Annotated in this window: 10 protein-coding genes; 3 read left to right on the forward strand and 7 right to left on the reverse strand. The window is 41.8% G+C overall.

The window, feature by feature from the left end; all coding sequences use genetic code 11:
* Window positions 1–13 precede the first annotated feature (13 nt).
* Window positions 14–532: an RNA pyrophosphohydrolase gene (gene rppH, locus NO991_RS16520; protein WP_054554350.1), complete on the reverse strand. Its 519-nt coding sequence runs from the start codon at window positions 530–532 to the stop codon at window positions 14–16.
* Window positions 533–1,072: 540 nt separating this feature from the next.
* Between rppH and mutH the strand changes: the two genes are divergently transcribed.
* On the forward strand, window positions 1,073–1,744 hold the full coding sequence (mutH, locus tag NO991_RS16525) for a DNA mismatch repair endonuclease MutH (protein ID WP_063707194.1): 672 nt from the start codon (window positions 1,073–1,075) through the stop codon (window positions 1,742–1,744).
* Window positions 1,745–1,794: 50 nt separating this feature from the next.
* Here the strand turns inward: mutH and eno are convergent, their stop codons facing one another.
* The 5 genes from eno to rlmD form a co-directional block, all read right to left on the reverse strand.
* The gene (eno, locus tag NO991_RS16530; protein ID WP_062566760.1) at window positions 1,795–3,093 is read right to left on the reverse strand and encodes a phosphopyruvate hydratase; all 1,299 of its coding nucleotides are present in this window, start codon (window positions 3,091–3,093) and stop codon (window positions 1,795–1,797) included.
* 100 nt (window positions 3,094–3,193) lie between these two features.
* A complete protein-coding gene (locus tag NO991_RS16535; protein ID WP_054554346.1) occupies window positions 3,194–4,828 on the reverse strand; it encodes a CTP synthase in 1,635 nt (544 codons plus the stop codon).
* 157 nt (window positions 4,829–4,985) lie between these two features.
* Entirely contained in the window at window positions 4,986–5,786 is an 801-nt protein-coding gene (mazG, locus tag NO991_RS16540; RefSeq protein ID WP_371352214.1) for a nucleoside triphosphate pyrophosphohydrolase, read from the reverse strand.
* Window positions 5,786–7,945 carry a GTP diphosphokinase gene (relA, locus tag NO991_RS16545; RefSeq protein ID WP_054554344.1) on the reverse strand — a complete coding sequence of 720 codons (2,160 nt, stop codon included), beginning with the start codon at window positions 7,943–7,945 and terminating at the stop codon, window positions 5,786–5,788. Before relA ends, mazG begins: the two co-directional genes overlap by 1 nt.
* A gap of 7 nt (window positions 7,946–7,952) precedes the next feature.
* Complete coding sequence (gene rlmD, locus NO991_RS16550; protein ID WP_235377486.1) at window positions 7,953–9,278, reverse strand: 23S rRNA (uracil(1939)-C(5))-methyltransferase RlmD; 1,326 nt, start codon at window positions 9,276–9,278, stop codon at window positions 7,953–7,955.
* Window positions 9,279–9,358: 80 nt separating this feature from the next.
* Here rlmD and barA point away from each other — a divergent pair, with 80 nt between their 5' ends.
* Both barA and NO991_RS16560 read left to right on the forward strand, forming a co-directional pair.
* A complete protein-coding gene (gene barA / locus NO991_RS16555; protein WP_371352227.1) occupies window positions 9,359–12,127 on the forward strand; it encodes a two-component sensor histidine kinase BarA in 2,769 nt (922 codons plus the stop codon).
* Between the two features lie 28 nt (window positions 12,128–12,155).
* Entirely contained in the window at window positions 12,156–12,482 is a 327-nt protein-coding gene (locus NO991_RS16560; protein WP_166341790.1) for a hypothetical protein, read from the forward strand.
* A 70-nt stretch (window positions 12,483–12,552) separates the two neighbouring features.
* Here NO991_RS16560 and pdxJ read toward each other — a convergent pair whose 3' ends face one another.
* Window positions 12,553–13,284 carry a pyridoxine 5'-phosphate synthase gene (pdxJ, locus tag NO991_RS16565; protein ID WP_300357099.1) on the reverse strand — a complete coding sequence of 244 codons (732 nt, stop codon included), beginning with the start codon at window positions 13,282–13,284 and terminating at the stop codon, window positions 12,553–12,555.
* Window positions 13,285–13,287 lie beyond the last annotated feature (3 nt).

Raw genomic sequence — 13,287 nt, forward strand, 5'->3', positions numbered from 1 at the left:
AATAAGGTTGCCCTTATCGTTTATGTCGCCAATGATCTTTGTGTTGCTCTCGTTTATTAAACGGCATTGCAAACGGAGCAAACTCTTTCATTACTCGACGATATACATCGCGCTTAAACGAAACAACTTGCCTAACCGGATACCAATAACTCACCCATCGCCAATCATCAAACTCGGGGTGATGAGTTTTAAGTAAATTTACATCTTCATCTTTACAACGAAGTTTCAGTAAAAACCATTTTTGTTTTTGCCCAATGCACACAGGACTTGAGTCTCTGCGAATTAAACGCTTGGGTAATTTATAGCGTAACCAATGTTTAGAACTTGCGACGATCTCAACATCTTCAGGAAGCAAGCCCACTTCTTCGTGTAATTCTCTGTACATGGTTTGCTCAGCAGTTTCGCCGTCATCCACACCACCTTGGGGAAATTGCCAAGAGTGTTGACCATAGCGACGAGCCCAAAATACTTGTCCCTGATTATTGCAAATTACAATTCCGACATTGGCACGAAAACCTTCGGCATCAATCACCTTAGTGCCTCATTTGTAAGTCGATTTTTATTGATTGTTCCACATAACCTGCGATACAGCAAACACTTTACACCTAAGCCTAAATTAGATTGAAAAATTATTTTTTAACAAACATGTTTAATCAAGGTGTTACGAAGTAATTATCATAAAAATGTGCCGTTTGATTAAAATAACCATTTACAACCGTATTTTCATCACCTTACCCACAGCTTGTGCATAACTTTTGTAAATCATGCCTAAATTGCAAACAAATCCACAATCCACAGTTTAAATATCCACTTTCTCCACAGAAACTGTGGATAAACATGTTTATATATCTGTATTTATACAAACAACTGATTAATTAATGAAATAGAAACACTGTACAAAAACAGAAAAATAGATAAATATCAATTAGTTAGATTATGACACCTCAAAATAAAACTGATTATTTTTAGCCCACACTTAACGTGCGCAAAAAACACCCAAACACAAAGATATCCACTAAGGCGCGCATTTGCTATCATGAACCGGATAAATAGACAATCAAATAAACGCCTTATGCGACCTATAAAACCAGCCTCAGTAAACGAATTAATGCAACGTGTTGATGCTATAGCCGGCCTCACCTTAGGGCAATTAGCTGAGCAATATCAATTTAAAACCCCTGACGATTTACTACGTGAAAAAGGCTGGACCGGGCAACTTATTGAATATGTACTTGGCGCAACGGCAGGTTCAAAACCAACACCTGATTTTGAAGAGTTAGGTATTGAGCTAAAAACCTTACCTATTTCATTTAAAGGCAAACCTCTCGAAACAACCTTTGTTTCGGTAACGCCGCTATTAAATGTGACAGGAATGACTTGGCAGCAAAGCACGGTTCGTAAAAAGTTGAATCATGTTTTATGGCTACCGATTTTAGGCGAACGTGAGATACTGCCTTTTCACCGTACCATAGGCAGTGGCTTTTTATGGCAGCCAAGTGCAGAGCAAGATGCCCTTTTACAACGTGATTGGGAAGAACAAATGGAGCTAATCGCCCTTGGTCGCGTAGATGAAATTTCGGGTCATTTAGGCGATGTAATGCAAATAAGGCCAAAAGCTGCCAATAGCAAAGCGCTGACTGATGCAATTGGCCCGAATGGCCAGATAGTACAAACCTTACCTCGCGGCTTTTATCTAAAAACCAGCTTTACCGGCGAGATCCTAAAACAACAATTTCAGCTATAAAAAAACCTCCCGAAGGAGGTTTTTAAGGTCTTGATGAGCTAAAAGCCAGATTACTGACCTTTAACCTCTTTAAGACCATTGTAAGGTGCTTTCTCACCTAATACTTCTTCAATGCGAAGTAATTGGTTGTACTTAGCAATACGGTCAGAACGGCTTAATGAACCCGTTTTGATTTGACCCGCTGCAGTACCTACTGCTAAATCAGCAATTGTTGCATCTTCAGTTTCACCTGAACGGTGTGAGATAACAGCTGTGAAGCCAGCGTCTTTAGCCATTTTGATAGCAGCAAGCGTTTCAGTTAATGAACCGATTTGGTTGAACTTGATTAGGATTGAGTTAGCAATACCGTTATCAATACCACGCTTTAAGATCTTTGTGTTAGTTACGAAAAGATCATCACCTACTAATTGTACTTTGTCGCCAATTAGTTGTGTTTGGTGTGCGAAACCATCCCAATCAGACTCATCTAAGCCGTCTTCAATCGAAACAATTGGGTATTGCTCTGTAAGGCCTTTAAGGAAGTGGTTGAATTCTTCAGAAGTGAATTTTTTACCTTCGCCTTTAAGGTCGTAGATATTTGCTTCTTTGTCGTAGAACTCAGATGCCGCACAGTCTAGAGCTAGAGTGATATCTTTACCAAGCTCATAACCTGCATTTGCAACAGCGACCTTGATTGCAGCAAGTGCCGCTTCGTTTGATTCAAGGTTAGGAGCAAAACCACCTTCATCACCTACTGATGTAGAGTGACCTTCAGCTTTAAGTACTTTTGCTAGGCTGTGGAAAACTTCAGCGCCCATGCGTAACGCTTCACGGAAGTTTGTAGCGCCAACTGGCTGGATCATGAACTCTTGAATATCAACAGAGTTATCAGCGTGCTCACCACCGTTGATGATGTTCATCATAGGTAATGGCATTGAGTAAACACCTGGTGTGCCGTTTAAGTCTGCAATGTGCTCATAAAGCTCAACGCCTTTAGAGTTAGCAGCCGCTTTAGCTGTTGCTAAAGACACAGCTAAGATAGCATTTGCACCTAGTTTTTCTTTGTTTTCAGTACCATCTAAGTCAAGCATTACTTGGTCAACCGCTTTTTGATCCACTGCGTTTTGACCTTTAAGCGCTTCAGCGATTTCGTTATTGATATAGCCTACTGCTTTTAAAACACCTTTACCTAGGTAACGTGCTTTATCACCATCACGTAATTCAAGCGCTTCGCGAGTACCTGTTGATGCACCAGAAGGTGCTGCAGCACGGCCCCATGAACCATCAGCTAAATGTACATCAGCTTCAACAGTTGGGTTACCACGCGAGTCCATGATTTCGCGACCAATCACTTTTACGATTTCTGACATCTTGATTCCTCTTTTCCCGAAAATGGTGAGTTAGTGCCAGCTTTATTGTTGCTGGCTTTTTAAAACAAATAAGCCGTGCATATAGCACGGCCTATTTAAATTACGATGACGCTTTTTGGTGAGTGTGTGCAGCTGCAACAAACCCTTCAAACAGCGGGTGACCATCACGTGGCGTTGACGTAAATTCCGGATGGAATTGCGCGGCAATAAACCAAGGGTGATCTTTATTCTCGATGATTTCGACTAGTTTCTTATCTTCAGATAAACCAGTGAAACTTAAGCCAGCTTTTTCAAGCTGCTCTACAAAGTGGTTATTCACTTCATAACGGTGACGGTGACGTTCAACTATTTCGTCACTTCCGTATACTTCGCTTACTTTTGAACCTGGTGTTAAGTGACACTTCTGTGCACCTAAACGCATAGTGCCACCAAGGTCAGATTGCTCATCACGGATTTCAACGTTACCGTCAGCATCTTGCCACTCTGTGATTAAACCAACAACTGGGTGCGCAGAGTTTGCGTTAAACTCAGTTGAGTTTGCATCTTCAAGGCCTGCAACGTTACGCGCATATTCAATAAGCGCTACTTGCATACCTAAACAAATGCCTAAGTAAGGAACTTTGTTTTCACGTGCATATTTAGCCGCTAAGATCTTACCTTCAACACCACGGCCGCCGAAGCCACCTGGTACTAAGATAGCATCAAGGTGAGACAGTAACTCAGTACCTTTGCTTTCTAAGTCTTGTGAATCAACATATTCGATGTTCACAGTTAAACGGTTTTTCAGACCCGCATGCTTTAATGCTTCGTTTACTGATTTATATGCATCTGGTAGTTCTATGTACTTACCAACCATACCAATTGTCACTTCACCTGTCGGGTTAGACTCTTGATATAACACTTGTTCCCATTCAGATAAATCTGCTTCTGGGCACTCAAGGTAGAAACGACGACATACGAAGTTATCTAATTCTTGTGACTTAAGTAACGCAGGGATCTTATAGATGCTTTCTACGTCTGGTAATGAAATAACGGCTTTCTCTTCAACGTTAGTGAAAAGTGCAATCTTCGCGCGCTCGTTATTTGGTAATTTACGATCAGAACGACAGATCAAGATATCAGGTTGGATACCAATCGAACGTAATTCTTTTACTGAATGTTGTGTTGGCTTAGTTTTAACTTCACCTGCAGGGCCTAAGAATGGCACTAGCGTTAGGTGGATAAACAATGCGCGCTCACGGCCAATTTCAGTGCCAAGCTGACGAATTGCTTCTAAGAATGGTTGTGACTCGATGTCACCAACTGTACCGCCAATTTCAACGATTGCTACATCGCGACCTTCAGCACCGTCGTATACACGTTGCTTAATGTCGTTTGTGATGTGTGGAATAACCTGAATTGTTGCACCAAGGTACTCACCACGACGCTCACGTCGTAATACATCTTCATAAACACGACCTTGTGTGAAGTTGTTGCGGCTAGTCATCTTGGTACGGATGAAACGCTCATAGTGACCTAAGTCAAGGTCAGTCTCTGCACCGTCTTCAGTTACAAATACTTCACCGTGCTGAATTGGGCTCATAGTGCCTGGGTCAACGTTAATGTAAGGATCCAGCTTTAAAATAGTCACGTTAAGACCACGTGCTTCTAAAATAGCGGCTAATGACGCTGCTGCAATACCCTTACCCAACGAAGAAACAACCCCGCCAGTTACGAAGATAAATTTTGTACTCATGCGAACCCTAGAATATCAGGAATTAAAAGGAATAATATAGAATCAAGACGGGGCGATATTGTAGCAAAGGGACTGCTATCAATCCAGATAAAATTAGCAAATAAGTGAACAAAAAACGAGCTTGGTTACGCTGTACCCAAGCCGTATCATAACTTACTTAGTTTGCCTGCTTTTTAATGGCTTCCCATGCGTTGTCCATTTCTTCGAGGCTAGCCGTCTCTAAACTTTGACCACGTTCACCTAAGTAAGCAGCCACTTTTTCAAAGCGTGACGCGAACTTAGCATTGGCACTTCGTAATAATTGCTCAGGGTCACGTTTAATATGACGGGCTACATTTACCGTTGCAAAAAGTAAATCACCCAACTCCTCTGCACTATGATCAGAGTTAGGATCATGAGCCAGTGCTTCTTTAACTTCGTCTACTTCTTCAGCAACTTTATCGAGTGCCCCATGATAACTTGGCCAATCAAACCCTAGGCTTGCTACACGCTGTTGAATCTTCTTCGCTTTTGATAAGCCCGGCATCGCATCAGGAATATCTTGCCATAAACTCATTTGTGGAGAGGCGGTTTTTTCTGCTCGCTCTCGTGCTTTAATAGCTTGCCACTGCGCTGAAAGCTCAGCGTCCGACAGCTCACTTTGCTTTGCAAAGATATGGGGATGACGACGAACTAATTTATCATTAAGCGTATTAGCCACATCGGCAAAATCAAATAAGCCCTGCTCTTTAGCAAGTTGAGCATAAAAGATGACTTGAAAAAGTAAATCGCCAAGCTCACTTTTAAGCTCAGTGAATTCACCTTTTTCAATGCAGTCTGCTACTTCATAAGCTTCTTCAAGGGTATGCGGCACAATCGATTTAAAGTCTTGTTTTAAATCCCACGGGCACCCAGATTCTGGGTCCCGAAGTTTGGCCATAATTGCAAGCGATTGCTCAATTGCCTGTTTATCACTCATTACGAATGACCACGCTTTGCATCATGCACACCTTCGATTTGGTGTAGCTTAGACAATAAGCGGTTGGTGCTTGATAAGTCATGTACTTCAACCTGCATTGAAAACAGCGCAAGTTGCTTATCTTCAATTGTGTTGACGTTCATGTTCAGCACATTCACTTTTTCGTTTGCAAGCACTGAGCTGATATCTCGAATAAGACCTGAGCGGTCAGTGGCTTCAACTTTAATCGTTAATGAGTAAGAGCCATTAATGTCGTCTGACCAACTTACTGATATCACCCGCTCAGGATGCTTCTGGCGAAGTTTCTCAAACGAATCACAATCCTCTCGGTGAACTGCAATCCCTCGGCCTTGCGTAATGTAGCCGATGATTTCATCACCCGGCACGGGCCGGCAGCATTTAGCAACATGGCTCATTAAGCTACCTACCCCATCAACAACAATACCGTTCTTATCGCCAGTGACACTTTTTGGTTTTTTAAACTTAATTTGTGGTTCGTCATGCTCACGGTCACTAATAAAGTTTAATAACTGGTTTAAGCGAACATCCCCAGCACCTACCGCAACCATAAGGTCGTCAAGGCCTTTAAGGTTAAAACGCTCAATTGCTGGCGCTAGATCTTTGGTCGATAAATCCAGCTTTTGCAGCTCAGTTTCAAGAATTTCTTTACCGGCACTTAAGTTTTTATCGCGATCAAGCTGCTTAAACCAATGATGGATTTTAGAACGAGCTCGTGATGACTTAATATAACCAAGCGATGGGTTTAACCAATCACGGCTTGGATTAGGCTGCTTTTGAGTTAAAATTTCAACCTGATCACCGGTACTTAATTGATGAGTAAAGGGTACGATTTTGCCGAACACTTTTGCACCAATACAGCGATGCCCTACGTTTGAGTGAATGTAATAAGCAAAATCAAGTGGTGTTGCACCCAGCGGTAAATCGAAAATATCACCCTTAGGCGTAAACACATAAACGCGGTCTTCTACTACTTGGTTTTTAAGCTCTTCCGCAAGATCACTCCCATCAACAACTTCTTCTTGCCATTGCAGTAACTTACGTAACCAGCTAATTTTTTGCTCGTAGCCTGAACCACGCCCTGGCAATGCACCTTCTTTGTACATCCAATGCGCAGCAACACCTAGCTCAGCATCTTGGTGCATTTCGCTCGTACGAATTTGAATTTCAACGGTTTTACCTTCAGGGCCAAATACCACGGTATGGATTGACTGATAACCGTTTTGTTTAGGTGTTGCGATGTAATCATCAAATTCTTTATTTAAATGGCGCCAGTTAGTATGAACGATACCTAACGCCGCGTAACAATCTTGCAGGCGCTCTACCACTATGCGCATAGCGCGAATGTCAAAAAGCTGGTCGAACTCATAGTTCTTCTGTGCCATTTTTTTGTAGATGCTGTAGATATGCTTAGGGCGACCATACACCTCACCTTCAATACCCGCCTCAGCCAAGCGTGCTTTAACTAAAGCAACCATGTTCTCCATGTAAGCTTCACGGGCAAGGCGCTTATCATCTAGCTGTTTAGCGATATTTTTATAGGTATCTGGATGCAGATAACGGAACGACAGGTCTTCAAGTTCCCACTTAAGCTGGCCAATCCCTAAACGGTTAGCAAGGGGGGCAAAAATGTCGCGAGTTTCTTTAGCGGCAATAACGCGCTCTTCTTCACTGGCGTCTTTAACATCACGCAAGTGGCACACTTGCTCTGCCAGTTTAATCACTACAGCCCGCACATCTTCAACCATGGCTAATAACATGCGGCGGATATTATCAATTTGTACAGTGCCTTTCCCTTGGTGGGCTAAGGTACTGATGGTCGCCATTTGGCTTACGCCTGTTAGTAATAATGCAACGTGGTTACCCAGCTTTTCAGTGACTGTCTCTATCGAGATTTTTTCAGCTAAAAAATAAGGCGTTAAAAAAGCAGTAGCAAGGGAATCTGCGTCTAAATTTAGCTCAGCTAAAATCTCCACCATTTCAATGGCTGTGTTTTCACGTTTTGCATCATCGCAATGCAGGCACAGTTGGTGAGCCTGTTCTAATAAGGTATGTTTGTCTTCTGTTAGCGCTAACAGCTCGATACGGCTGGCAAAATCACTCGGCTTAGTTAGCTGATGTGACTGTCTAGTGGCTACCATGTGCGCTTTACCTCCTGTGAAATAACGCCATCGTTTCAATATGCCCGGTATGCGGGAACATATTCATAAGCCCAATTTTTTCAATGCTAAAGCCTGCTTGTAAAATAATTGCACTGTCACGGGCTAAAGTAACAGGATCACAAGAGACGTATAAAATCGTTTTAAACTGAGTAAGTGGTAACTGCTCTAAAATAGCCATTGCACCAGTACGTGATGGATCAAGTACTAGCACGTCAAGTTCGGCACTAAACCAAGCAGCTGATTGCAGTGATTTTGTTAAATCAAAACAATAAAAATCGGTATTCGACAATGAGTTAGTTTGCGCATTTTGTTTTGCTAATGCAACCGCAGAATCGACCCCTTCAACACCAATAACATATTTAGCATACTTTGCAATCAATAATGAAAAGTTACCAATGCCACAAAACAAATCCAATACCTGCTCATGACCTTGTAAATCAAGCCACTGTTTTGCTTGATGCAGCATAGCTTGGTTTACTTGCGGGTTAACTTGAATAAAGTTTTCAAGGCCAAACTCAAAGCGTAAATCATAAGCCGGTATCTGGTAGTACGGCATTGGATGGTCACTGTGATCAATTTCGCCACTGTGTGACTGCCACACAACACGCCAGCTATATTCATCACACGCTGCGACTACAATAGCTTTTAACTCTGCGTTAATGGCTTTGGTATGCCTAATAACCACAAAGGCCGCGTTATCAGCTTCACATAATTGTAAGTGACTAATGCTACTCAGACCTGAATGGCTGTTGATAAGAACATCAAAAACTGAAAAAACGTCTTTAAAAGTGCCGCTCAGCACATCACAGTTTTCTATGCTTACTAATTGTTTAGAACCTTGAGCCCGATACCCTACTCGCATTTTTTTTGCGGCTTTGTCGTGCATTACGGCAATGCGCGCAGAGCGACGATAATGGCGCTCTTCACTAAGCAGAGGTGCTTGCCAATTTAAGTTATCAGCTTTGGCAAACTTGCTAAACAGCTGACTCACCGCCGCTTGCTTCTCAACCAATTGCTGCTCTGCATCAAGGTGCTGTAGCTGACAACCACCACAAACCTGATAATGCTGGCAAAAAGGAGTAACCCTATGCGCTGAGGCTGATAGCACTTTTTTACAATCAGCACTGGCAAAGCGTGCCTTATCTTCAATCAATAATGCCTTTACTTCTTCACCCGGCAAAGCACCATTAACAAAACAGACTTTATTTCCCTGCTTAGCAACGCCCCGTCCTTGGTGATCCATAGCAGTGACATTCAGGGTTAGCATTTTTTGCGAAACGGATTTCTTTTTGGCTTTGAAAATCTGTGCCATTGGGCAACACCTTAATTATTGATAAAGCGGGAGTAAGTATATACTCTTAAACAACGATAATAATGATAACAACATTCTTTATGACTAAATTTGGCTTACGTGACTCAGTCTTAACCCTTACACTTATACCGACTGTGATCATAGGCTTGTTGCTGGGCGGTTATTTTACAATAAATCGTTACATTGAGCTCGATGAAATTTTGTATCAACAGGGCGTGACTATTATTGAGCCCCTCGCCATTGCTGTTGAGCAACCGCTATTAAAGCGTGATAAAGCCTTATTAACTCGCTTAGTTAGTCATACGCACAACAAACACTCCCCTGCTATCCAATCAATTGCTATTTTTGATGAAAACAATGAGTTAGTGATTTTTAGTAAATACCAAAGTGAGTTCAAAGAAATTGTTAGCAGCAATGCAAACAACATGGATGGCATCCAAGTACAAAATTCTGAGCACTATTTAACATTCTCCACTGCCATAATTAATCATAGCCGCCAAGACACGATTTGGAATCATCACAGCTATCAAGCATCACTTGGTACTGTGGTGATCATGCTTAACAAACAACAAGCCATTATTGGCCAGCAACGAGCATTATTGGTCAGTGGCGTAGTGATATTACTCGCGCTCATACTTGCTATCGTATTAGCGTTTAGACTAACTCGCATGTTTATTCAGCCTCTTAATAAGTTAGTACTAGCTACCGACAAGCTTATTGAAGGTAAAGTAGACACTGGACTTGATCAAAAAATGTTTGGTGAGTTTGAGTTATTACGCACAGGTTTAAATACCATTGCAGAAACTATGGTCGTGCAACGTGATGAGATGCAAAAGCACATTGACCAAGCAACCTCTGATTACCGCGAAACACTCGAACAATACGAAACCCAAAATATTCAGTTAAGTATTGCTAAAAAAGACGCGCAAGACGCGAACCGAGTAAAATCAGACTTTTTAGCTAAAATGAGTCACGAATTACGCACACCTTTGAATGGTGTAATTGGTTTTACACGCCAGCTTTATAAGACTCCGCTGAATAAGCATCAAAAAGATTATCTTGATACCATTGAGCTGTCGGCAAATAGTTTACTTACCATTATCAGCGATATTTTAGACTTTTCGAAATTAGAAGCCGGAGCCATGGAGCTTGAGTCAATGCAATTCCAGCTCCGTGACAATATTAATGAAGTTATGACCTTGTTGGCACCAAGTGCTCACGAAAAACAACTTGAACTATCGATATTTATCCACCCACAAGTACCCGACAACTTAACTGGCGACCCGACCCGCTTTAAACAAATTTTAATCAACCTGTTAAGTAATGCCATTAAGTTTACTGAAAAAGGCTCAATCAAAGTTGATGTTGGCTATCGCTTATTAGATGAAGAACGCGCCTCTATTTTAGTGTCTGTCACCGACACTGGTGTAGGCATCCCAATGGATAAACAAGATGCGTTATTTACCCCATTTGGCCAGGCTGACTCTAGTATCACCCGTAAATTTGGTGGCACAGGTCTTGGGCTAATCATCACTAAGCATATTGTTGAAGCGATGAATGGCCGCATCACCCTAAACTCAGCACCTGGTAATGGTACCTGCTTTACGTTCAATGCCGTATTCAGAACGCCAAGTAACTCAATTACCAGTGACTTACCGACTCAATCATTAATTAATAAACGTATTCTTTACCTTGAACCTCACGAGCATACACACCAAGCGACTCTGTCATTGCTCAATGAGTGGCAAGCACGAGTAACTGCCTGCTTAGATGAAGAAAGTTTCTTAGCTGAGATTAACAAAGACTTCAGTTACGATATTTGTATTATCGGTCATACAGCTGCAATTGATGATATGCAACAGCTCAAGAGTTATGTAAAAGCCGTTCGCCCTGTCACTGACTATCTTTACCTTATGCTCAATACAGTTTCGCATAATATGCGCGAAGCCTTTATTGGCAGCGGAGCAGATGCGTGCTTAAGCAAACCACTTAACCACCGTAAATTATGCGAAGTGCTTGCTGCACCTTATCGCCTTGATCACCCTGTACATAACATTGAACAAGGCGATGAAAAACTATTACCGCTAAAAGTACTGGTTGTAGACGATAACGATGCCAACCTTAAACTTATTTGCACCTTGCTTGATGAACAAATAGAACTGATAGATACCGCACACAACGGTTCACAAGCTTACAGCTTAAGTAAAAGCCACAAATATGACTTAATCTTCATGGACATCCAAATGCCAATTATGGATGGTATTACCGCATGTAAACTTATTCGCGAGTCATCTCTTAATGAAGATACCCCTATCATTGCTGTAACCGCTCACGCCCTAGCGGGTGAAAAAGAACAGCTACTTAAGGATGGTTTTAAAGGCTATTTAACCAAACCTATTGATGAAGATATGCTAAAGCAGATAATTAGCGATCATAGTCCACAATCACCGATTAACCGCGAACGCAACAAAGTTCCGGCAATTAATTCAGAGCCTCCATTTGAAAGTGCCCGCTTAGATTGGCAGTTAGCACTACAACGTGCTGGCGGTAAAGAAGAGCTAGCACTAGAAATGCTCAATATGTTATTACTCAGCGTGCCGGAAACCTTGCGTCTGCTCAATGAAGCTTTAGAAAAAGAAGATTGTGAACATGTGCTTAGCATTGTGCACAAGTTCCATGGCGCATGTTGTTACACTGGTGTGCCAAAACTTAAATCCCTCGCCGAAACACTCGAGACAGCACTAAAAGGTGATTGCGATTTAAATTACATTGAGCCTGAATTGTTTGAGCTTGTTGATGAGCTAAATAATTTGTTGAGCGATGCTGGAATGCTTGAGCAGCAACGTTAAAAGTTATGAAGGATATCAAGGAAGATTAATGTTTTTTATTTTATTTTTGTTTTTTACATCATTATCGTTCTTTTGGTTCATACTCAGTTCTAAAAAGCTGTGTGTGATAGCAAACGAATACGTAAAAACTAATTACACTGAACAGTGGCAAGCATACGAGAATAAAGCCCGCTTAATGAAAGTAAAACCTGACTCAATGGTTATTCATTCAATCAAGAAAGGTGAATTGTCGGCCGAAGATGATGATGTTTTGAAAAGCTTTAAGAAAAAGCATCAATATTTAGTGGTCCTACTCTGCCTTTCCCCTTGGCTATCTTCATTGCTTGCACAATTTATTGTTTATCTAAGTAAATAAAAAACGCGGTGGATATCACATCCACCGCGCTCAGTATTCAAATTTGCTGGCTCTTATTAAAGGCGTCAGCTTAAAGTCTTGCTTCAATCATTAAACGTTTCATATCGCTGACTGCTTTTTCTAAACCATCAATCGCTGCACGGGCAATAATCGCATGACCAATGTTTAACTCATAAATTTCTGGCATTGCCGCAATAGGTTTTACATTGTGATAATGAAGGCCATGACCGGCATTAACGATTAAACCTAGGCTATCGGCATATTGTACGCCGCTACGAATACGCTCAAGCTCAGTGTGAAGCTCTTCGTCATTTTCAGCATCAGCATAAGCACCGGTGTGAATTTCAACGTATGGAGCATTACACGCTTTTGCAGCGTCAAGTTGTGCGTTGTAGGCATCTATGAATAACGAGACCTTAATTCCTGCTGCTGTTAGCTTTTCTGTTGCTGCTTTTACTTTTTCAAAATTACCCACAATATCAAGACCACCCTCTGTGGTGAGCTCTTCACGCTTTTCAGGCACTAAACAAACATAAGCAGGTTTCACTTCAAGGGCGATGTCGATCATTTCATCGGTCACTGCAATTTCAAGATTCATACGTGTTTGAATCGTTTTTGCCATCACATATACGTCGCGGTCTTGAATATGACGACGGTCTTCACGCAAATGAATGGTGATACCATCTGCACCAGCATGCTCTGCAACAGCTGCAGCATGCGCAGGATCTGGGTAACTCGTGCCACGCGCTTGGCGTAAAGTGGCAATGTGATCAACGTTTACACCAAGAAGAATATCTTTCATTTT

It is taken from the genome of Pseudoalteromonas sp. DY56-GL22 (assembly GCF_041414715.1).
Taxonomy (GTDB): domain Bacteria; phylum Pseudomonadota; class Gammaproteobacteria; order Enterobacterales; family Alteromonadaceae; genus Pseudoalteromonas; species Pseudoalteromonas simplex.

Bases quoted from the DNA above. Each gene is read 5' to 3' on its own strand.
- mutH (WP_063707194.1), top strand. From the start codon at position 1,073: ATGCGACCTATAAAACCAGCCTCAGTAAACGAATTAATGCAACGTGTT.
- eno (WP_062566760.1), bottom strand. From the start codon at position 3,093: ATGTCAGAAATCGTAAAAGTGATTGGTCGCGAAATCATGGACTCGCGT.
- NO991_RS16535 (WP_054554346.1), bottom strand. From the start codon at position 4,828: ATGAGTACAAAATTTATCTTCGTAACTGGCGGGGTTGTTTCTTCGTTG.
- mazG (WP_371352214.1), bottom strand. From the start codon at position 5,786: ATGAGTGATAAACAGGCAATTGAGCAATCGCTTGCAATTATGGCCAAA.
- relA (WP_054554344.1), bottom strand. From the start codon at position 7,945: ATGGTAGCCACTAGACAGTCACATCAGCTAACTAAGCCGAGTGATTTT.
- rlmD (WP_235377486.1), bottom strand. From the start codon at position 9,278: ATGGCACAGATTTTCAAAGCCAAAAAGAAATCCGTTTCGCAAAAAATG.
- barA (WP_371352227.1), top strand. From the start codon at position 9,359: ATGACTAAATTTGGCTTACGTGACTCAGTCTTAACCCTTACACTTATA.
- NO991_RS16560 (WP_166341790.1), top strand. From the start codon at position 12,156: ATGTTTTTTATTTTATTTTTGTTTTTTACATCATTATCGTTCTTTTGG.
- pdxJ (WP_300357099.1), bottom strand. From the start codon at position 13,284: ATGAAAGATATTCTTCTTGGTGTAAACGTTGATCACATTGCCACTTTA.